The organism is Leeuwenhoekiella sp. A16, assembly GCF_047946675.1.
Classification (GTDB): Bacteria; Bacteroidota; Bacteroidia; order Flavobacteriales; family Flavobacteriaceae; genus Leeuwenhoekiella.
On sequence record NZ_CP172313.1, the window covers coordinates 3424558 to 3445489 of the forward strand.

A 20932-nucleotide genomic window follows, 5' to 3' on the forward strand; every position below is an offset into this window, starting at 1 on the left:
AAAATGGCAAACAAAAATCAGGAAACTTCGCATAAAAACTCAAGATCTGAATCAGAAATTAATATAAATCAAGGCAAGAATGCTGAGGCTAAATCGACGCCACAGGGCAAAAAACTTGGATTTTTAGATAGGTTTTTAACGCTCTGGATATTTCTTGCCATGTTAATTGGTGTGGGAGCGGGATATTTTTTCCCGGCCATTCCTGCGCAGATCAATACCTATTCCAGCGGCTCGACTAACTGGCCTATAGCAATTGGATTGATTTTAATGATGTATCCGCCTTTAGCGAAAGTGAATTATAGTCTTTTGCCTAAGGTTTTTAAGAACGTAAAGATCTTGTCGATCTCGTTAATTTTAAACTGGATCATTGGTCCCGTTCTTATGTTTGTGCTTGCACTTCTATTTCTTCAGGATTATCCTGAATATATGGTTGGTCTTATTTTAATAGGTCTGGCGCGTTGCATTGCAATGGTTCTGGTATGGAATGACCTCGCAGAAGGAAGCAGCGAGTACGGTGCAGGTTTAGTTGCTTTAAACAGCATTTTTCAGGTGTTTGGATACAGTTTTTATGCCTGGTTATTTATTACGGTTTTACCGCCATATTTTGGTTTTGAAGGAGCTATTGTAGATATTTCTATTGGTACAATTGCAGAAAGTGTAGCGATATATCTGGGTATTCCCTTTGCTGCCGGCTTGTTAAGCAGATTGGTTTTAGTAAAACTCAAAGGAGAGGAGTGGTACACTGAAACATTTATACCCACAATTTCACCCGTGACGCTTATTGCATTGTTATTTACAATTGTAGTGATGTTCTCATTAAAAGGTGAACTCATCGTTAAAATACCAACAGATGTACTTGTGATCGCTGGCCCGCTATTGATCTACTTTGCGATCATGTTTATAATCGGCTTCTTTTTTAGTAAAGCAATGGGCGCAGATTATGACAAGAACGCGGCGATCTCGTTTACGGCCGCCGGTAATAATTTTGAGCTTGCGATTGCCGTTGCCATTTCAGTATTTGGTCTTAATTCTGGTCAGGCGTTTGCAGGGGTTGTGGGGCCTTTAGTAGAAGTTCCCGCTCTAATTATACTGGTACGTGTTGCTTTTTGGCTAAAGAAAAAATATTACAAAGTGAATACAGCACACATTTAGAAATACGCAAAGTAATGGCTGATTTTGACCTGATTTCAGCCATTATTTCGCCTTTCTTCCCGATTTTTAATGCGTAGTTTTTTCTTGTAAGCCCTTCTTAACTGGCGTTCCTTTTTCTTGTCATCATGATATTCGTCAAGAATATCTTTGGCTTCATACAGCTTTTTGTTTGTGAGATGTAATTTATAATCTAATGTACCTTCACCGTTATCTATTACTTCTATAAACACCTTTTTACCAGATTCTATATAACCCAGCTTATCAGGAATTGCGTTAAGATCGCGCTTTTTAATATTGCGCAGAGGCACAGAAACCCAGATGTTGGTTTTGTTGCCGTAATCTAAATGACCTTCTATAAAGAGATTAAAGGCAGTAGATTGAATTTCCATTTGTGGTATTTCTATGACATCATCATCAATAAATAGTGTATTCTTAATAGGTGCAAAACGAATATCTTCAAAACGTTCTTTTCTAAAAGCTATATTTCCTATTTTCTGAATGGGTGCAAAGCCTTTTAATTGAGCACTTTTAAGATCAAAACTAATTTCACCTTTTAAGGTTTTGGTTTTAAGACCTGTTACGTCATCTATAATACCTTCAAGATTAGAATCTATGGTTATTTCGCCCTGAATTTCATCAGCTTTTTTAAATGATGATAAATTGAAATAATCAAACGCTCTCAAAATTTTACCCAAATCTAATTGCTCTGTTTGAAAATCGATATCAAATCCCGTTTCGCCTGCCTGGCTAATGTCAAAAATCGCATTTAGATTGACTTTTCCGTTCTCATATATAAAACCGGTGTCTTCCAGATAAATGGTATTTTCATCAATATAGTGAGCTTTTGTACTAATCGATTTCACTAAAAAATTATCATAGTTAAACGATTGTAATTTTAGGTTTACGCTGGGATTAAATTTGGCATAAATACCTTGTAAACTCTTTCTAAGAAGGAGATTAGGATTTACTTCAGACTTGTCTTTTTTTGGTTTATCGCTGTCAAGAGTTTCAAATATTTTTATGAAATCAAGCCAGATCATATCTTTTGAAAAGATATTCAATTGAGAAGAAACAGGATCTGACCGGTTGTAAAGCAGAGAAGTAAAATTGTTCAGTTTGCCTGAAAACACTAACTTTTCTCCTGTATCCAGCGGAATTTTCAAAGTTTCTAAAACCGCATTTTTATTAAATAAATGAACATCGAGCGTGTCAATTTTTACACTTATCGTTGTGGGTTTGTAATAAACCGAATTATTAAAAAGCTGTAGCGAACTATTAGTCCCAATAAGTAAATTGTCAAGTGATGTAATTTCGCCACTGTAGGTAGAATTTAGGCTGAAAGTACCTTTAGAAAAGAAGAAATCTTCATTCTTAAGTAAAGTGTTCAGGCTTTCAGATTTACCATTTGCATCTAATTTTAAATCTACAGAAGCAGTGTTTACGACATTGCTGAATTCAGTTTCGCTGAAGCGAAAATCAATGTCTTTATAAGCGCCGGTAATTGAATCAAAATAGAGCGTTAAGTTTTTTTTATTCTGATTTTCTGTGGCGGTAGGCGAAATTCGGTTTATGAAATTTCCATTAAAACTCAGGTTTGTAATATTGATTGTATCATAAACAACTGCCTGATTATTGCGCCCGCTAAATTTGATTTTCACCAAAGGGTTACTTCTATATGCAAAGCTGCCCTCTAAAGTGGTGAAGGTATAAAAAGGCTTCTCTATAACGTATTTATCAAGTTGTTTTTCAATGTTTTGAGAGACCAGACTTTTTATCTCTTCATAATTCGTTTTCTTATTTTCTAGGGAGAATGAAAATGTGCCGATATTGGTGGTATTTATGCCGATTTTAGCCTTAAAATCCTGATTTTTTACTTTTAGATCAAACTGTGGTATTACTAATTTCTCTGTTGTTTTATCAAAATTGTATTCAAAAGAAGCACTTACGCGAGCTTCATTAAAAAATGTTCCCTTATCCAGGTTTAAACCCATTTCATGCATGAGAATATCAACGTCTGCAGAGCCTTTTATCCCATCGTTGTATGGTTTTACAGTGGTAGAAACGTAATCTATTTGAGATGTAATTCGTTTATTTTTTTCAAAATCGAATACGTTGGCTTCAAAATTTTTAATCTGAATTTTTGCATTGTCATGCGAAAACCAATTTTCTTTAGAATTACTTTTTTTATTCTTTCGGTTCTTAGAAACAAATACATGCCCATTGCTGTACCCGGTAGAATCAGTAATTAGGTTAAATTCACCGTTTTCTATGATTATTGATTTAAACTGTATCTTTTTCTTAATTAGCTTTTGAAAGGAAATAACAAGCTGAACCTCTTCTGCAGCAAGTGTTTTATATTGATGAATAGAATAAAGCGAGTCTACAAGTAAGATATTTTTTACCGTCATAGACATAGAAGGAAAATTCTCAAACGAACTTACAGACACATCTTCAAAGGAGAGCGTGCCGTAGTAATTGTTAGCATACCATTCTTCAATCTCGCTAATGACCTGATCTTTATGATTGTTTAAATAATAGTTTATTCCCCAATAGGCGAGGGCCATTAGAAATAGGAGAAACCCTAATACTTTTAATATGTTACGAAGCAGTTTCAGACAATTTTATTTGTGAGAAGGAAGATTGAGCGATGCAGTAAATATATCGTAAAACAGTTTTCCAGGGATAATATTAACTTGAAATACATTTTGGTTTTCATTGTTCACATAAATGACTATCATTATTTATAGATATTACATAATAACCAGTTAATTCTATTAATTGATTAAAAGTTTCCCTCAATACTCTAAAATGAATAAGAAATAGTTAATCTTTCTTAATTTTCTGCTAACTAATCTTCAAATTTTAAGAAATGACTAAAACACTACTTCTGGGGCTTTTATGCCTGGGAATGTTAATTCCTATTCAAGCTCAGAAACTTACAAATGAAACCTTTAAGGGATTAAACCTTAGAAATATTGGTCCTGCTTTTACAGGTGGTAGAATCTCAGATATTGCAATTGACCCTAATGATGAAAATACGTGGTTCATTGCCGTAGCTTCCGGCGGTGTATGGCGTACAGAAAACTCAGGTACTACCTGGAAGCCTGTTTTTGATGAGCAGGTAAGTTACTCCATTGGGTGTTTGACCATAGATCCTAACAATTCACATACAATTTGGGTAGGAACAGGAGAAAATAACGGTGGCCGTCACATCGGTTTTGGTGATGGTATCTATAAGAGTACAGATGATGGGAAGACCTGGAAGAATATGGGTCTTAAAGATTCTGAACATTTGTCTAAAATCATAGTTCATCCTGAAGATCCCAATATCGTTTGGGTTGCTTCACAGGGTCCACTATGGAGCAGTGGCGGTGACCGCGGACTTTATAAATCTACAGATGGTGGCACAACATGGAATAAGACTTTGGGTGATGAAGAATGGACAGGCGTTACAGATTTAATTATCGATCAGGAGAATCCTGATGTTCTTTATGCTGCAACCTGGCAAAGACATCGTACAGTAGCGGCGTATATGGGCGGCGGACCAAAATCTGGTATTCATAAAAGTACAGATGGAGGGAAAACCTGGACGCAACTTAAAGACGGCTTGCCGCCATCAAAACTGGGTAAAATAGGTCTTGCAATATCACCCTTTGATTCTGAAATTGTATATGCGGCCATAGAAACAGATCGCACAGAAGGTGGTTTTTATATGTCTTCAAATGGGGGCGCTACATGGACGCGCCAGTCTGATGAGATTGGTCGCGGCACAGGGCCTTTATATTATCAGGAGATTTTTGCCTCACCACATCAGGAAGGCAGGATATATTTTACAAATAACAGTTCGTCAATTTCAGATGATCATGGTAAAACTTTTGTGCGCATGAATGAGCGCAACAAGCACGGTGACAGCCATGCGGTAGCATTTAAAGAATCAGATCCTGATTTTGTGCTTTTTGGTACAGACGGCGGATTATATGTCACTTATGATCTTACCGAGACCTGGCAGTTTTTTCCTAACCTTCCCATCCAGCAGTATTATAAGATTGCAGTAGATGATGCTGAACCTTTCTATAATATTTATGGCGGAACGCAGGATAATGGATCTAACGGCGGACCTTCGGGCACCACTTTTTCAGGCGGTATAACCAATGCAGATTGGTGGAAAACGCTGGGAGCAGACGGTTATGATGCTGCCACAGAACCCGGCAATCCTGATATTGTTTACGGTGAGTTTCAGGAAGGTTTTTTATGGCGCGTAGATCAAAGTACAGGCGAGACCGTTTATATTCAACCCCAACCAAGGGAGGGTGAGCCTTACGAGCGTTTTAATTGGGATGCACCCATACTTGTAAGTCCGCATAATCCCACCAGAATATATTTCGGGTCACAACGCGTGTGGCGTTCTGATAACAGAGGTGATGAGTGGACACCCATTTCAGATGCTTTAACCGAAGATCAGGTACGCCTTGACATGCCTATAATGGGTAAAAAACAGAGCTGGGATAATGCATGGGATTTAAAAGCCATGTCAGATTATAATACGATAACATCACTTGCAGAATCACCCAAACAAGAAGGTCTTATTTATGCCGGCACAGATGACGGCATTATTCAAGTAACTGAAAATGGAGGAGAAAGCTGGGCTAAAACTACTACGGCTTCCATAAAAGGAATACCTGCCAATGCATTTGTAAACGACATTAGAGCAGATCTTTTTGATGCCGGCACAGTTTACGCCGCCCTCGACAACCATAAAACAGGAGATTATACTCCCTATTTGATCAAGAGTACAGATAAAGGAAAATCCTGGACGTCAATACGTGGAGATCTTCCAGATCGTACAATAGTCTGGCGTCTGGTACAGGATCATGAAGATAAGAACCTGATATTTTTAGGAACGGAATTCGGAATATATTTCACTAATAACGGCGGCACAAGCTGGATCAAATTAGAAGGAGGTGTACCCACAATCCCATTTAGGGATATTACCATTCAGGAAAATGAAGATGATCTTGTTGGCGGTTCCTTTGGCAGGGGAATTTACATACTTGATGATATTTCGCCTTTGCGAAATTTTGATTCTTCTGTTTTAGATAAAGAAGCAACATTATTTACTGTGCATGATGCTATGCTTTTCTCGCAACGCAGTGATGTGGGAGGTCAGGGGGATATGCAATATGAAGGCGAAAATGACCCTTATGGAGCCGTTTTTACCTACTTTTTAGCCGATAATTTGAAAACGCTAAAAGGCGAAAGAAAAGCCGCTGAAAAGAAATCGGAAAATACTCCCTTCCCCGGATGGGAAGAAATCGAAGCCGAAGATCGCCAACCTGAACCTGAACTTTTATTAGTGGTAAAAGACAGCAATGACGAAGTAGTAAACACCGTAAAAGGAACCAATAAAAAAGGTTTTAACAGAGTATCATGGCCTTTTAATTATGCAGATCGTAGCGGTATTGACCTTGATAATACTGAAGGAAGACAAGGCGGTTACTTTAGATATAGTGTTATGGCCACTCCCGGCGATTATACAGTTACGCTTTTTAAACGGGTAGATGGGGTAACTTCACAATTGGGTGGGTCAAAATCATTTACGGTTTCTTCATTAAAACCGGGAGCCTTACAAGGCGCTTCTCCGGAAGAAATAATGGCTTTTAGAGCAGAAGTTCAGGATTTCCAACAGGATATTAAAGCTACAAATACGGTTTTGGAAATGAGTTTAAAGCGAATCAAAGCTATGGAAGTCGCGTTAGATCGTGCTGCAAAACCTAATCTCGCTCTAAGCAAGAAAATTTATGATACTCAAGATAAATTGCTTGATATTAAAAAGAGGTTGAATGGTGATGATGCTCGCGAAAGTGTGGGCGAGCATGGTGATCCTACACCCGGTATCGGGACACGTATTGGTATGATGGCTTTAAACACAACTTATGGCCCAACTGCTAATCATATTGCCACATTTAATACAGCAGAAGACCAATTAGCATCTATAAAATCAGATCTAAAACAAGTAACGCAAAATGAACTTACGGCTATTGCAACAGGTCTTAAGAATGCAGGTGCGCCCTGGATAGAAGGAGAGGGGTTGATAGAAGACTAATTTAGGATATAATAAAATCAGCACCTGTTCTTTAAAAGAGCAGGTGCTTTTTGTTTATAAAATATTCATTTTGATTAAATTTGAATATGACAGTTCTTGAGGAAAAATTAGACAATCGCAATATTAGACCCACGGCTATGCGATTGCTTGTGCTCAATTACTTCATGCAGCATGATAAAGCGATCCCTTTGCGTGAACTCGAAGATCAACTAGAGACCGCAGATAAGAGTACTTTGTACCGTACACTAAAAACTTTTGAAGGCAACGGGCTCGTACACAGCATAGATGATGGCAGCGGAATGACAAAATATGCCTTGTGTATGGAAGGTTGTACCTGCTCACCTAAAGATCAACATTATCACTTTCATTGCACTTCCTGTGGTGAGACGTATTGTCTTACGTCACGTAATCTTCCGGTCATAGATCTCCCCAAAAATTTTAAACTACAACAGGCAAATCTTGTTTTAAAAGGTATCTGTTCTCATTGTAATTGATCAGGAAATTCAATACAAATACATAAGCTGTTAGTAATTGAAGAGATTCACTTTGCAACCCGTTTGCATAACCTTTGATATACCTTTGTGGCGTATGAAAGCACTAGCTGTAAGTATATCACTCTTAATTTTTGCACTTTCCTTCTCGCCATGTGCAGACGCATTTTATATAGATAAAGAAGGTGAAACAGCCCATGTTGAAAAAAATCATGCACAGGATGTACAAGATGAATGCCCGGCAATTTGCAGTTGCTCGTGCTGTGGGGTTCAGCTGGTGCTACAACCTTCTGTTGTTGTATCTTCTTCGGTAATATCTATTATAAGTTCTGAAAAAAGCATGGAATATGTCTTAAAAGATACACTGGATTTTCCATATAAAATTTGGCAACCTCCTCAGAATATTAGCTAGCATTTTACAGGCTTAACAGCCAAAAAAGTAGTAGTTAATATTCAATTTACAATCATGAAAAAACAATTGAGCATTTTGCTCTTATGTATCATTGGGTTTACCGCATATGCCCAACAAGCAAATACCATTAATGTACAGGTTTACACGCAGAAAGACAGCATACCATTAGTAGGTGCTACGGTTTACCTTCCTCAACTAAATAAAGGAACAGTAACAAATGTAGACGGAAAAGCAATTTTAGAAAATATAAAAGAAGGCAGTTATCAGCTAAGCGTTTCGTACATCGGTTTTCAGGTCTATAATCAAACGGTTACCTTACCAGCAGATACTGAGTTCACGGTGTACCTTGAGGAGAATGACAATGCCTTGGAAGAAGTTGTGTTACAGTCCAGTCGCAGTACACGCACCATACAGAGAATCCCCACGCGTATCGAATTTATAGGCGGAGAAGAATTAGCCGAAAAATCAATGATGAATGCAACCAATATTTCTATGGTATTGCGAGAAAGTACAGGCATTCAAATGCAGCAAACCTCACTGAGCAGCGGCAACATGAACATACGTATTCAAGGTCTTGACGGCAGGTACACCCAGTTGTTAAAAGATGGTTTTCCCTTATATGGAGGCTTCTCCAGCGGCCTGAGTATCATGCAGATTCCGCCATTAGACTTAAAACAATTTGAAATTATCAAAGGGAGTTCGTCTACATTATATGGTGGCGGCGCTATTGCGGGGTTGGTCAATCTGGTTTCTAAAACTCCCAAAGAAGAACCGGAACTTGATCTTATGTTTACCCAGACCCACGCCCTGGGAAGTACGGCTAATGTGTTCTTTAGCCAGCGAAAAGGAAAATGGGGAACGACCTTGTATGCTTCCGGTCACTATCAAAAAGTTTACGATCCTGAAGGTGATGGTTTTAGTAATCTGCCCAAAACAAAATCTGTTTCCATAAATCCCAAACTTTTCTACTATCCAGATTCGGGAACTCAGGTCTGGCTGGGAATCAATGCAACCTACGACGATCGTATAGGTGGCGATATGGCCATCATTCAGGGAGAAGCGGGTGACGGGCATAACTATACAGAGGCCAATATTTCTAAGCGGATAAGTAGTCAGGCGGTCTTTGAAAAGCAATTTGATAGTGGTGATAACCTTACTTTTAAAAACAGTATATCGTATTTCAACCGGGATCTATCCGTGCCCGACCTGCAATTTCAAGGCAGCCAGATCAACACGTTTACTGAAGCCAGTTACAAAATGAGCACTGCTAATGCAGACTGGATTTTTGGTTCTAATCTCTATACCATTGATTTTGATGAAAATTCTCCCGGTTTGCAGCGCGATCAACAAGATATCACCGCTGGGGTTTTTGCCAATAATGTTTACGATATTTCCGAAAAATGGATTGCAGAGACCGGTTTTCGAGGTGATTATAGCAGGGATTGGGGCTTTTTTGCCCTGCCCAGAATCTCTTTGCTCTATAAGGGAGGAGGTGGTTTTTCCAGCAGAATAGGAGGAGGTTTAGGGTATAAAATTCCCGATATTTTTACTGAAGAAGCCGAATTTATAAATTTTGAGGGAGTACAGCCAATCGATAAAGATAAATTAGAAGCCGAACGTTCTTATGGTGCTAATCTGGATTTTAATTACAGCACGTTTTTAACTGACGAAATACGTGTTTCGGCAAATCAACTATTTTATTACACAGCTATTAAAAACGGATTACTACTCGCACAAAACAGTACAGACAGCTACGTCTTTGAAAATGCAACCGGAAACATAAGCAGTAAGGGCGCAGAGACAAATATTAAATTTTCGTATAAAGATTTCCGCTGGTTCTTAAATTATGCGTTCATAGACACTCATCTTGATTACCTGCCCGGCAATCCAGAGAAGCCTTTAACACCAAAGCATAACGCAGGTAGCGTGGTCATGTATGAAAGCGAAACCTGGCGTCTGGGTTTTGAAACCTACTACACCGGTAGCCAGATATTGTCTAATGGTACAGAAACGACTGATTATATAACTATGGGCTTTCTGGCTGTTCGTAATTTTAACTGGGGAAGCATCTATACAAATTTTGAAAATTTTACAGACAGGAGGCAGAGCAGGTTTTCACCCTTAGTTGCTCCTCCGCATGATAACCCCACTTTTCCTGAGATCTATGCACCAACAGACGGTATAATTGTAAGTGCAGGAATTATTTATAAACTTTTTGGTAACGAAGAATAAAATTGTTTTATTATGGCTCACGATCACCATCATCACCACGAACATCAATCCGGTAAAAATCTCAGGATTGCTTTCTTCCTCAATCTTGCATTTACCATTCTTGAGATTATAGGCGGATTTTACGTAAACAGTATTGCGATCCTATCAGATGCTATTCATGACCTGGGCGATAGCCTTTCGTTAGGTACTTCCTGGTACTTAGATAACAAGTCAAAAAAAGGAGCAGATAGTAAATTTTCCTTCGGTTACAGGCGTTTTTCACTATTAGGAGCACTAATTAACAGTGTAGTACTAATTGCAGGATCAATTTATGTAATTACTGAAGCCGTAGGCCGATTGATGGAGCCTCAACATTCTGATGCCAATGGTATGATAATTTTCGCCATAATAGGCGTTGCGGTAAATGGTTATGCTGCCTGGAAACTTAGCGGCGGGAAATCATTAAACGAACGCGTGGTTTCCTGGCATCTAATAGAAGATGTTTTGGGCTGGGTTGCAGTTTTGATCGTTGCAATCGTGATTAGGTTTTGGGATATTCATTATCTGGATCCTGCTTTATCATTGCTAATAACACTGTACATTTTATACAATGTATTCAAAAGATTGAAAGAAACGCTGTTTATTTTTCTTCAGGGGATTCCTGATGATTTAAATGCCAGTGAAATAGAAGCGAAAATTGTTGAGATTGAAAATGTCAATTCTATTCATCATACGCATATCTGGTCTTTGGAAGGTGAGCATCATGTTTTTACAGCTCATGTGAAACTTGAAAACATTCAACATTTTGACGAACTGATCGCAGTTAAAAATAAGATTAAGAGTGTTTTACAAAATTATCATTTTGAGCATTATACTGTAGAAACCGAACTAGATAACGAGACTTGCGCCTTAGATAAATAGTCCGGTTTTTGCAGTAATTTTTAATTTAAACAACTAGAAAACTATTACAGTTTTACCTATAGCTTTTCCACTTTCTTGTAGTTTGTGAGCTTCTTTAAAACTGTCCGGAGTTAGTCCGTTTATAGTTTTATTTAGTGTACTTTTTATAGTTCCGTTATCAAGAAGTTCAGCCAGCTCTTCCAAGATTTTATGCTGCGCGATCATGTCTTCAGTTTGAAACATAGAACGGGTGAACATCAATTCCCAGTGAAAAGAAACGCTTTTATTCTTGATCTTATTCATATTCAAAGGTTCTTTTGTTTCAACGATCGTACAGAATTTACCCTGTGGTTTTATAAGTTCTGCGGTGGCATCCCAATGCGCTTCAGTATCAACTACATTTAGAATATAATCAAATTCTTTATAGCCTTTTTCTTTTACCGAATTGATAAGATCCTTATGATTTACAACAGCATCTGCACCTTTATCAAGACACCATTCTTCGGTCTCCTTTCGCGAAGCTGTTGTCACAACTTCTAATTTGGTAAGCTTTTTAGCCAATTGTATCGCAACCGAGCCCACGCCGCCGGCACCACCTATTATAAGGATAGATTTTCCTTCACCGCCGTCTTTTTTTATGTCAAGTCGGTCAAAAATACATTCCCATGCCGTAAGCGCGGTCAATGGCATTGCAGCAGCTTCTGCGTCAGAAAGATTCTTTGGTTTGTGCCCCACAAGGCGTTCATCTATGAGTTGATATTCTGCATTGCAACCCGGGCGGGTTATATCGCCTGCATAATAAACTTCGTCACCTTCTTTAAAGAGTTCAACATCAGGACCAGTAGCTTCAACCACTCCAACGGCATCCCAACCTAAGATTTTTGGTTCTTCAAGAACTTTATCTTTCGCACTTCCCTGGCGGACTTTATAATCAACCGGGTTCACAGCCACTGCTTTTATTTTTATTAAAAGATCGCGTTTTTGTGGAGTTGGTTTTTCAGTTTCAAAAACGATAAAACTTTCTTCCTGATCTATGGGTAATGATTTTTTGATTCCTACAGCTTTCATATAAGTATTGTATTAATTATACAGCAAAGCTAAAATCTAATGCACTTTTTACCTCCTAAAAGCAATCGAATATTACAAAAGGCATTATCGATTTTTATTATCAGCTTATTCTTTAATTTTGATATCTTTAATAAAATTAACTTAGTATGCATAAAATCAGCTGTTTTCTTCTCGTTTTTCTAATTGTTTGCAATCTAAATGCGCAAGGTGAATCTATTGCTGAGCAATTAGGTTATCCTAAAGACAGTAAATTGCTCATAGTTCATGCTGATGATCTGGGCGTTAGTCATTCTGAAAACGTAGCGTCTTTTGATGCATTAGAGTATGGTTCTGTCACTTCGGCCAGTATTATGGTGCCTACACCCTGGTTTACAGAAGTTGTGAAATATGCTAAAACTAACAATTCCAATCTTGATTTTGGCCTACACCTCACTATTACCAGCGAGTGGGAAAATTATAAATGGGGACCGATTTCTTCTAAAGACTCGGTTACTGGACTGCTCAACAAGAACGGATATTTTTACAGTGCTGTAGATAGTGTCGTGCAAAATGCTTCCGCGAAAGAGGTAGAGATTGAAATTAATAACCAAATCAAAACAGCCTACAAAGCCGGGATAGACGTCACGCATCTGGATGCGCATATGGGCGGAGTCATGAATACGCCTGCATATCTGGAAGCTTATATCAAGGCCGGAAGAGCTAACAACGTTCCTGTTTTGCTCACAAAGCAAATTCCGTTTTTAAACGAGGTGCTTGATAAAATGCAACCTTCTAAAAAAGATGTGGTTGTAGAAAATTTATATAGCGCAGGCCCAACTGATTTTGACAACGGAATGGCCGATTTTTATACTGATTTGATGGGTAAAATAGCTCCCGGACTCTCATGCCTAATCATTCACGTGGCTCAGGATAATGATGAGATGCAAGCCGTAACGGTAGATCATCCTTATTGGGGATCGGCTTGGCGGCAGGCAGATTATGATTTTTTCACCAGCGAAAAATGCAAAACCCTTCTTGAAGAAAATAACATTAAACTCATCACCTGGAAAGAAGTTCGCGATAAGATCGTAAGAGCAGAGTAGAATTTCAGCGCAAGATGCGATGCTGTTCCGATAGCTATCGGAACAAGTTCAGCAGGACGAATAACCTTGAATTATTATTTTTCGGTTGCGCTTTCGCGAAAGCTGTTTATTTAAAAACTTCATTTAGCTGCTTAAAGTTAGACCAATCTTTTTCAATCTTTTTTGAAGCGTCACCCTGAATTCATTTCAGGGTCATATCACTGTATAGAAAAATCAGGATGCGATGCTGAAACAAGTTCAGCATGACGAGTATCTCATCAATATCCGCTTTCGCGAAAGCTACTCATTCAAAAACCTGCCTTTTTAGGCTAAAAATCTCCCGAAAAACACTTAAAATCGGTTGAATATTTTCTGATTATTTCTAAAGTTTTTTAGCATTTTTTTCAAGTATTAAGACCTAACTTTGATTGACATTTCAAATAATACTGCATTCATGCTGCATAAGAATCTACTGCTTACTTTCTGCTTTTTACTTACTGCTTTCTCATACTCTCAGGATCTTTATATTCCCAGAGATATTAAACAGGCTTACCAAAACAACACCCGTTCTAAAGATGGGAAACCCGGCGCCAATTATTGGCAAAACCACGGCGTTTATGATATAAATGTAAACGTTTCTCCGCCAGACAGAAAAGTCACAGGAAGCGAGACAATCACATACAAAAATAACAGTCCCGATACTTTAAACGTATTGAGTTACAAACTCATTTTAAACGGTCACAAACCCGGCGCTGCAAGACAGGGAACTGCTAATAACGATTTTCTCACTTCTGGAGTTTCTATAGATAAATACATGGAAAACGGAGTGGAGCGTGAATGGATAGACGATCACGATGAGACAAACCGCACGATTAGACTTGCAAAACCATTGATGCCCGGTGCAAGTATTGATCTTGCAATTGACTGGCATTACGATGTTTCTATAGAAAGCGGGAGGGAAGGAGCGATTGATTCTACCACGTATTTCTTGGCTTATTTTTATCCACGTGTGGCTGTTTATGACGATTATGAAGGTTGGGATCGCATGACTTTTACCGGTTCGCAGGAGTTTTACAATGATTTTAATGACTATACGGTAGCGGTTACAGTTCCTAAAAATTATATTGTCTGGGCAACCGGGGATCTGCAAAATACAGATGAAGTACTGCAAAAACCATATGCAGATCTGCTGAAAAAATCAATGGAAAGCGATTCCATTTTCAACATTGCTACTCCTGAAGATCTTGAGAAAAAACAGATTACCGCTCAGGGCGAAACAAATACCTGGCGATGGAAAGCTTCTAACATAACCGATTTCGCTTTAGCGCTTAGCGATCATTACAACTGGGATGCAGGAAGCGTTGTTGTAGATTCTACCACAAACCGAAGAGCAAGCGTGCAAGCCGCTTATGGGGATCAATCTGAAGATTTTCATCACATGGTAGAATTTGGCAAACACGCTTTAAACTGGTTTTCAAACAATACGCCCGGAGTTCCTTATCCCTTTTCAAAATCTACCATTGTGCGTGGTTTTGCAGATATGGAATATCCCATGATGGTCAATGACAATTCTACGCCTAATCTGGATTTCTCTCGTTTTGTTGCAGAACATGAGATTGCGCATACTTATTTTCCGTTTTACATGGGAATTAATGAAACGCGCTTTGGTTTTATGGATGAGGGCTGGGCGACAGCGCTTGAGCACTTGATAAGCATTTCAGATCTGGGTGAAGAAACAGCCATAAGAAACTTTCAACGCTTTCGCGTCAATCGCTGGATCAACGATAAATCTATGGAAGAAGATCTCCCAATAATCACTCCATCTAATATTTTAAGTGGCGCTGGTTTGGGCAATAATGAATATGGGAAAGCCGCTCTTGGTTACCTGGCGATGAAAGATTTATTAGGAGATGATCTCTTTGAAAAGGCTTTACAAGGCTATATGGATCGGTGGAACGGGAAGCACCCTACACCATGGGATTTCTTTTACTCGTTTAATGACATTACCGGTGAAAATCTGAACTGGTTTTGGGACAGTTGGTATTTCAGTCATAATTATATAGATATGGCAATCTCAAATATTGATGCGAAAAAAGGAACTGTAGAAATTAAAAACCTTGGCGGAATGCCGGCACCTTTTGATATCACTTTCACAACAGCTTCCGGAGAGATAAAAACCGTTCATGAAATCCCAAAAATCTGGCAAAATAACCTAAAAATCGCAACGCTTAAAGCGAAAGAATTTAAAGGCGCAACGTCTTTTTCTATAAATGGAGGAATATTTATGGATGCAGATACTTCAAATAATACCTGGACGGCAGAAAAAGCGTCAAAATAAACTGATTTTTTGATGAGTAAGAACGACCCGTACGCGGCACTTCGGTTTAGAGAATTCAATATATTTTTAGGTGTTCGCTTTGCAATGGTTTTTGCATGGAGCATGCAGTTTGTGGTTATTGAGTGGGAAGTGTATAGCATTACAAAAGATCCACTTTCTCTGGGAATAATAGGTTTAATGGAAGTAATTCCGGCGGTTTCTCTGGCGCTTTTCGCAGGTCATATTGTAGATCAAAAAGAAAAACGCGGATTGCTCATGAAATGCATTCTGGGATTTTCCGTGATTAGTTTTGGCCTATTCTTACTTACGTGGCCCAGAGTTGTAGGCGATATTTCTACACATGTTGTTCTTTATTCTATTTATTTCCTGGTATTTTTAGGAGGGATTGTACGTGCATTTTTAGGTCCCACGATCTTCTCGCTTTTTTCACTTATTGTTCCTAAAAAAGTATATCCTAATGCGGCGACGTGGAGCAGTTCAGTATGGCAAATGGGTTCTGTGGTAGGTCCTGCTATTGGCGGTATTTTAATTCACTGGATAGGTGTACACTGGTCTATGTGCCTCATTTTCGCCTGTTCCCTAATTGCATTGATAACATTGCTGCAGATACCTAAAAAACCGATCTTAAACCCGAAAATCGGTGAAAATGTATTCAAAAGTCTCCGTGAAGGCATAAAATATGTTTTTGGAACCAGAGTAATTCTGGGTGCCATTACACTCGATATGATCGCTGTGCTCTTTGGTGGTGCAGTCGCGCTGCTTCCTATATATGCGCAGGATATTTTAGAAGTTGGCCCTCAGGGTTTTGGCGTTTTACGTGCTGCTCCGGCAGTAGGAGCTATAATTACTATGTTTACTTCAGCTTATTTTCCCTTAAATAAAAATGCCGGAATGAAATTACTGGCTGCCGTTTTTGGATTTGGGATTTGTATGATTGTTTTCGGACTTTCATCAGTCTTTTGGATTTCGGTAATGGCATTATTCTTTAGCGGAATGACAGACGGAATCTCTATGATCATTAGACAAACCATTCTTCAGCTTAAAACTCCAGACCATATGCGGGGTAGGGTAGCATCGGTCAATTCTATGTTCGTGGGCAGTTCTAACGAATTGGGGGCTTTTGAGAGCGGACTTACAGCGAAATTAATGGGAACGGTAACAGCTGTGGTATTTGGCGGTTGCATGACTTTAATTACGGTTCTTATTACAGGTGTAGTTTCGCCTAAATTCAGAAAGCTCGATCTAAGAAAGGATATGGAAGAGAACGAGAAATTGGAATAAATCACGTCGACTTAAAACCAAGTTTAACTATCTGGGATACATACCACCATCAACATTAAATGTCTGATTAGTAATGTAGCCGTTGCGTAAAATGCTTAGAGCCATATCTGCGACTTCATCTACCGTACCAAATCGCTTCACAGGCATGATGTCTGGATTTGGGTTAAATTGGTCGAGCATATCGGTTTTTATTAGAGCAGGGGCAATAGCGTTAACTGTGATACCTTCTGCTGCCAGATTAGTTGCGTAATGATGCATAAGGCCTAATTGACCTGCTTTTGAGGCTGCATAATGTATCCCAACTTTTCCGCCGGTTTGTGCGGCTACGGAAGAAATCATTAGAATGCGACCCCATTTATTCTTTCGCATAACTGGTAGAACCGCTTGAGTAACCAAGAATGTAGAACGTAAATTTGTCTTTATAGTGTGATCAAAATCTTCAAGTGTAGCATCTTCTATTTTTTGAGGAATGGCAATACCTGCATTATTGACTAGTATTTCTACATTTCCCCATTTATCATTTATTTCCCTTAGCATCCTGGTTACCTCTTCCGGCTCTGAGACATTCGCCTGAACTGCAATAGCGTTACCGGCATTATGGTTTATTTCGCCTACGAGTGCATCGGTTTCCTTTTGAGATCTATAATAGTTAATAGCTACTTTGGCTCCGGCTTTTGCCAGATATAAAGCAATAGATTTTCCTATCCCACGGCTTCCGCCTGTAACGAGTGCAATTTTGTTTTTAAAAGCTTCCATAAAATTAAATTGTACTATTCAGACCTGAAATTACGAACAGATATAAAAAGGAGGAAGCAAAAAAGCTAGTTTAGCAGGATATTAAGATTAAAAACCGGCGGGAGTAGGAACGGTTATTGTAGTATTGCCACCCATATCTACAGATACATCGCTTTGCGATTTAGAAATCAACCCGTTTCTGAAAATTATAAGATTTAAGTACAGATCTACATTTATGTCGGTTCCACCACTTTTGCTAAACGTAGCATTGTTTATAAAAGCTCTTATATACCATGTATTTGTACCAGCATAGGCATAAACTTGAAATCCTTCTACATAATTATTACCGGCAGCACTTGAGGCGAGCACGTTGGTGTTATTAGTTCCGTTTTCTAAGAAATAAAATCCCTGTACGGTTACCAAATAATCTGTAGTAGAGATTTGCGTATTGTAATCCTGTATTCCATTGGGAGATGTATTACTGAATATAAACTGAGCATAATTTATGGGACCGTATTTACTTTGATCAATATTGTATTGGATAATTTCTGAATTGGTCTTTTGTATAAGTAGTTTAGATCCTCTAATATTAGTATAATCTCCTGGCGCCTCTAAGAATAACTTGTCATTAAGTTTTACATTTCCATTAACATCAAGGAGAACATCTTGATCTGGGGTAATCGTATTTATACCTACTTGTGCAAAACATGTAAGAGATGAAGCTAAAGCGAAAAAGCAAAGAAATAAAATTATACGAATCATACTTATTAATTTGCAAGATCTGGTATAGATGAAGCCGTGCCTGTATTCTTACCATTAAGATCTGTTGTGATTGTATCTAGTTTTTTAAAGAAAGATTTATCATATATAATAAACGTAACCTTGTAGCTCACACTACCACTTAATTCTGTATCTAAAAATCTGTTGCGTATCTCAAGGTGCCAGGTATTTATTGAAGGGTCTATGGTTGAAGGGGCTTCATAGGTGCGCATAACAAATGTTCCGATTGAGTTAGAATTTGTTCCTGTTTGTTTACTTACAGGGTCGCCTATGTATTGGAAATTTGAAAGACCTACAATATAATCTGATGAACTGTATTGCAAATCTACATCGGTTAAATTATCACTCTGCAAATTGGTAAATGAATAGTTTATAACGTTTATTGGGGCAACTGTAAGATTGTCAACATCTAGAACAGTGATTTCTCCTTCAAGCACAGCAGTAGGAGTGGTTAATCGTGTAAGCAATTTAAAATCCTGATCTGTATTTGTTACTACCGGTAATGTACCAACCTCAAAAGTACCTTGTACAAGCATAGAACCATTTACGTCTAAACTGGCTTGGGGGTTTTGTGTTCCTATTCCCACTTGCGCGAAAGTGTAACACGAATAGATAAAGGAGATAAGTAGTAGAATTTTCCTCATAATCAGCGCTAATTAATTACAGGATTTGTAGCGGTTCCGGTTGTTCCACCAGCCATAGGTATCACGATACTGCCAAATTGCTTTGAAAGATCCTGAGAGTAAATTAAGGTGGTGATGGTCCAGGTACCAATTTCATTGCCGTTTAAGTTGTTAGCTGACGGGAAATCGGCAATAATGTGCCATGTGCCACCACTAATGTATGCCGAAGTATAAGGAATAGAAGATTCTGACCCAATATCTAATTCACGGTCATAGTACGCCGAAATTGTATTTAAAACGAAATTATTGGCATTAACTCCCGTATCAAAATTAAGTATCCAGTCTTCATTGGGATTTCTAATAATATATTCCTGAATGTAACCTAAAGCGGCGCCTGTAGGGTGACTAACATCAAGCGCTTTTATTTTATCTGTATCATCCTGAATAAGGAAAGTAGAGCTATCGTCGTCTGTGATTTTATTAATCGTGCCAATAGCAATATCTGCTACTATCTTCATATCACCGGCAACTTCAAGCTTAGTACGCGGCGTCTCAGTACCAATACCCACCTGCGCCACTAGAGTATGTGTCATACATAGCAGGCATGCGTTTAAAAACAGATGTCTTATCGCTTTGATAATCATTTATTACAACTTGGGATTACAAAAATATATAAAATTTTCTAAGAAAATAACCATTCAACTACTTAAAATGTTATTTCGTCGATATTTAGGGTGTGTGATTGTAATAAAAAGCGCTTTCTAACCCGCGTTGAGAGAATAATTACCAATTTAGAATTTCTAAGATATTATTAAGACGCGATTAAATCTTATAGTCTTAACTTTTCACTTCTTTAAAAAAATGAAATAGAGTAATATGAAAATAGCATTTATAGGATTGGGAATTATGGGTAGCCGTATGGCAGAAAACCTCATTAAAGGTGGCCATGAGATTACAGTGCATAACCGAACAAAAGAAAAGGCAGAACAACTTTTAAGTGCAGGAGCACTCTGGGCAGAAACTCCCGCAGGAGCTGTAAATGGTGCAGATGTTCTAATTACAATGCTAGAAAAGCCAGACGTTGTAGAAAAAGTAGCATTAGGTGACAATGGATTTTTAGATGCTATGCGGGAAGGCGCGATCTGGATAGATTCCAGCACTGTAAATCCTTCTTTTTCCATGAAAATGGCAGAGAAAGCAAAAGAGAAGAATATTCATTTTCTGGATGCGCCGGTCTCTGGTTCTAAAGTGCCTGCAGCTAAAGCAGAGCTTATATTTTTAGTAGGAGGTGAGCCCGATATACTTGAAGAAGTGCAGCCGTTACTTGATCTTATGGGTAAAAAAACATTACATATAGGTCCCGCGGGAAAAGGTGCTGCTATGAAAATTATGATCAATCAGATGCTTGGGCAGAGTGTGTTGGCGTTTTCAGAAAGTTTGTCGCTGGGTCTGGCGATGGGTATTGATAAAAAGATTGCCATTGATGTGCTATTGAGCAGCCCCGTTTCTGCACCTATCTTAACTGCTTTTAGATCTCGAATAGAAGATGGTAATTATGAACCTAATTTCCCAATTCAGCATTTACAAAAAGATCTTCAGCTTTTTACAGATACCGCTTATGAACACAGTAAACCTGCGCCTTTAACAAATACCGCTAAAGAGGTTTACGCTTTGGCGAAAAATAAAAACAAAGAGGAAGTAGATTTTACAGCTGTTTTTGATTTCTTAAATAGCTAGATAGATTCAGCCGATTTTCACAGAGAATTACCCGCTTTTT

The 20932-nt window shown here is 38.4% G+C and carries 16 protein-coding genes; 10 read left to right on the plus strand and 6 right to left on the minus strand.

Annotated elements, in window-relative coordinates:
- Window positions 1-3 precede the first annotated feature (3 nt).
- Window positions 4-1152, plus strand: a complete 1149-nt coding sequence (gene arsB / locus ACH3O9_RS15000; protein ID WP_416441859.1) for an ACR3 family arsenite efflux transporter — start codon at window positions 4-6, stop codon at window positions 1150-1152.
- A 35-nt stretch (window positions 1153-1187) separates the two neighbouring features.
- Here arsB and ACH3O9_RS15005 read toward each other — a convergent pair whose 3' ends face one another.
- Complete coding sequence (locus ACH3O9_RS15005) at window positions 1188-3716, minus strand: AsmA-like C-terminal region-containing protein (protein WP_416441861.1); 2529 nt, start codon at window positions 3714-3716, stop codon at window positions 1188-1190.
- Window positions 3717-4021: 305 nt separating this feature from the next.
- Between ACH3O9_RS15005 and ACH3O9_RS15010 the strand changes: the two genes are divergently transcribed.
- The 5 genes from ACH3O9_RS15010 to ACH3O9_RS15030 all read left to right on the plus strand — a co-directional run bounded on the left by ACH3O9_RS15010 (window position 4022) and on the right by ACH3O9_RS15030 (window position 11290).
- Window positions 4022-7255, plus strand: a complete 3234-nt coding sequence (locus tag ACH3O9_RS15010) for a WD40/YVTN/BNR-like repeat-containing protein (RefSeq protein ID WP_416441863.1) — start codon at window positions 4022-4024, stop codon at window positions 7253-7255.
- A gap of 86 nt (window positions 7256-7341) precedes the next feature.
- Window positions 7342-7749 carry a Fur family transcriptional regulator gene (locus ACH3O9_RS15015; RefSeq protein ID WP_416441865.1) on the plus strand — a complete coding sequence of 136 codons (408 nt, stop codon included), beginning with the start codon at window positions 7342-7344 and terminating at the stop codon, window positions 7747-7749.
- Window positions 7750-7843: 94 nt separating this feature from the next.
- Window positions 7844-8158 (plus strand): DUF6660 family protein, encoded by a 315-nt coding sequence (locus ACH3O9_RS15020; RefSeq protein WP_416441867.1) that lies wholly within the window; start codon window positions 7844-7846, stop codon window positions 8156-8158.
- A 54-nt stretch (window positions 8159-8212) separates the two neighbouring features.
- The gene (locus ACH3O9_RS15025; protein ID WP_416441869.1) at window positions 8213-10390 is read left to right on the plus strand and encodes a TonB-dependent receptor; all 2178 of its coding nucleotides are present in this window, start codon (window positions 8213-8215) and stop codon (window positions 10388-10390) included.
- 12 nt (window positions 10391-10402) lie between these two features.
- On the plus strand, window positions 10403-11290 hold the full coding sequence (locus ACH3O9_RS15030; protein ID WP_416441871.1) for a cation diffusion facilitator family transporter: 888 nt from the start codon (window positions 10403-10405) through the stop codon (window positions 11288-11290).
- A gap of 33 nt (window positions 11291-11323) precedes the next feature.
- Here ACH3O9_RS15030 and ACH3O9_RS15035 read toward each other — a convergent pair whose 3' ends face one another.
- On the minus strand, window positions 11324-12337 hold the full coding sequence (locus ACH3O9_RS15035; protein ID WP_416441873.1) for a zinc-binding alcohol dehydrogenase family protein: 1014 nt from the start codon (window positions 12335-12337) through the stop codon (window positions 11324-11326).
- 146 nt (window positions 12338-12483) lie between these two features.
- Here ACH3O9_RS15035 and ACH3O9_RS15040 point away from each other — a divergent pair, with 146 nt between their 5' ends.
- The 3 genes from ACH3O9_RS15040 (at window position 12484) to ACH3O9_RS15050 (ending at window position 17017) form a co-directional block, all read left to right on the plus strand.
- On the plus strand, window positions 12484-13419 hold the full coding sequence (locus ACH3O9_RS15040; protein WP_416441875.1) for a polysaccharide deacetylase family protein: 936 nt from the start codon (window positions 12484-12486) through the stop codon (window positions 13417-13419).
- A gap of 433 nt (window positions 13420-13852) precedes the next feature.
- Window positions 13853-15736, plus strand: coding sequence for a M1 family metallopeptidase (locus ACH3O9_RS15045; protein ID WP_416441877.1), 1884 nt, complete (start codon window positions 13853-13855; stop codon window positions 15734-15736).
- 12 nt (window positions 15737-15748) lie between these two features.
- Window positions 15749-17017, plus strand: coding sequence for an MFS transporter (locus ACH3O9_RS15050; protein ID WP_416441879.1), 1269 nt, complete (start codon window positions 15749-15751; stop codon window positions 17015-17017).
- A 27-nt stretch (window positions 17018-17044) separates the two neighbouring features.
- On the opposite strand, the gene ACH3O9_RS15055 is transcribed toward ACH3O9_RS15050, so the two are convergent.
- From ACH3O9_RS15055 to ACH3O9_RS15070, 4 genes are all read right to left on the minus strand, one after another.
- Window positions 17045-17773, minus strand: a complete 729-nt coding sequence (locus ACH3O9_RS15055; RefSeq protein WP_416441881.1) for an SDR family NAD(P)-dependent oxidoreductase — start codon at window positions 17771-17773, stop codon at window positions 17045-17047.
- Window positions 17774-17860: 87 nt separating this feature from the next.
- On the minus strand, window positions 17861-18514 hold the full coding sequence (locus ACH3O9_RS15060) for a hypothetical protein (RefSeq protein ID WP_416441883.1): 654 nt from the start codon (window positions 18512-18514) through the stop codon (window positions 17861-17863).
- A gap of 5 nt (window positions 18515-18519) precedes the next feature.
- On the minus strand, window positions 18520-19176 hold the full coding sequence (locus tag ACH3O9_RS15065; RefSeq protein WP_416441885.1) for a hypothetical protein: 657 nt from the start codon (window positions 19174-19176) through the stop codon (window positions 18520-18522).
- 8 nt (window positions 19177-19184) lie between these two features.
- Window positions 19185-19748, minus strand: coding sequence for a hypothetical protein (locus ACH3O9_RS15070; RefSeq protein WP_416441887.1), 564 nt, complete (start codon window positions 19746-19748; stop codon window positions 19185-19187).
- A 283-nt stretch (window positions 19749-20031) separates the two neighbouring features.
- Between ACH3O9_RS15070 and ACH3O9_RS15075 the strand changes: the two genes are divergently transcribed.
- Window positions 20032-20892, plus strand: a complete 861-nt coding sequence (locus tag ACH3O9_RS15075; RefSeq protein ID WP_416441889.1) for an NAD(P)-dependent oxidoreductase — start codon at window positions 20032-20034, stop codon at window positions 20890-20892.
- Window positions 20893-20932 lie beyond the last annotated feature (40 nt).

Bases quoted from the DNA above. Each gene is read 5' to 3' on its own strand.
- arsB (WP_416441859.1), top strand. From the start codon at position 4: ATGGCAAACAAAAATCAGGAAACTTCGCATAAAAACTCAAGATCTGAA.
- ACH3O9_RS15005 (WP_416441861.1), bottom strand. From the start codon at position 3,716: ATGGCCCTCGCCTATTGGGGAATAAACTATTATTTAAACAATCATAAA.
- ACH3O9_RS15010 (WP_416441863.1), top strand. From the start codon at position 4,022: ATGACTAAAACACTACTTCTGGGGCTTTTATGCCTGGGAATGTTAATT.
- ACH3O9_RS15015 (WP_416441865.1), top strand. From the start codon at position 7,342: ATGACAGTTCTTGAGGAAAAATTAGACAATCGCAATATTAGACCCACG.
- ACH3O9_RS15020 (WP_416441867.1), top strand. From the start codon at position 7,844: ATGAAAGCACTAGCTGTAAGTATATCACTCTTAATTTTTGCACTTTCC.
- ACH3O9_RS15025 (WP_416441869.1), top strand. From the start codon at position 8,213: ATGAAAAAACAATTGAGCATTTTGCTCTTATGTATCATTGGGTTTACC.
- ACH3O9_RS15030 (WP_416441871.1), top strand. From the start codon at position 10,403: ATGGCTCACGATCACCATCATCACCACGAACATCAATCCGGTAAAAAT.
- ACH3O9_RS15035 (WP_416441873.1), bottom strand. From the start codon at position 12,337: ATGAAAGCTGTAGGAATCAAAAAATCATTACCCATAGATCAGGAAGAA.
- ACH3O9_RS15040 (WP_416441875.1), top strand. From the start codon at position 12,484: ATGCATAAAATCAGCTGTTTTCTTCTCGTTTTTCTAATTGTTTGCAAT.
- ACH3O9_RS15045 (WP_416441877.1), top strand. From the start codon at position 13,853: ATGCTGCATAAGAATCTACTGCTTACTTTCTGCTTTTTACTTACTGCT.
- ACH3O9_RS15050 (WP_416441879.1), top strand. From the start codon at position 15,749: ATGAGTAAGAACGACCCGTACGCGGCACTTCGGTTTAGAGAATTCAAT.
- ACH3O9_RS15055 (WP_416441881.1), bottom strand. From the start codon at position 17,773: ATGGAAGCTTTTAAAAACAAAATTGCACTCGTTACAGGCGGAAGCCGT.
- ACH3O9_RS15060 (WP_416441883.1), bottom strand. From the start codon at position 18,514: ATGATTCGTATAATTTTATTTCTTTGCTTTTTCGCTTTAGCTTCATCT.
- ACH3O9_RS15065 (WP_416441885.1), bottom strand. From the start codon at position 19,176: ATGAGGAAAATTCTACTACTTATCTCCTTTATCTATTCGTGTTACACT.
- ACH3O9_RS15070 (WP_416441887.1), bottom strand. From the start codon at position 19,748: ATGACACATACTCTAGTGGCGCAGGTGGGTATTGGTACTGAGACGCCG.
- ACH3O9_RS15075 (WP_416441889.1), top strand. From the start codon at position 20,032: ATGAAAATAGCATTTATAGGATTGGGAATTATGGGTAGCCGTATGGCA.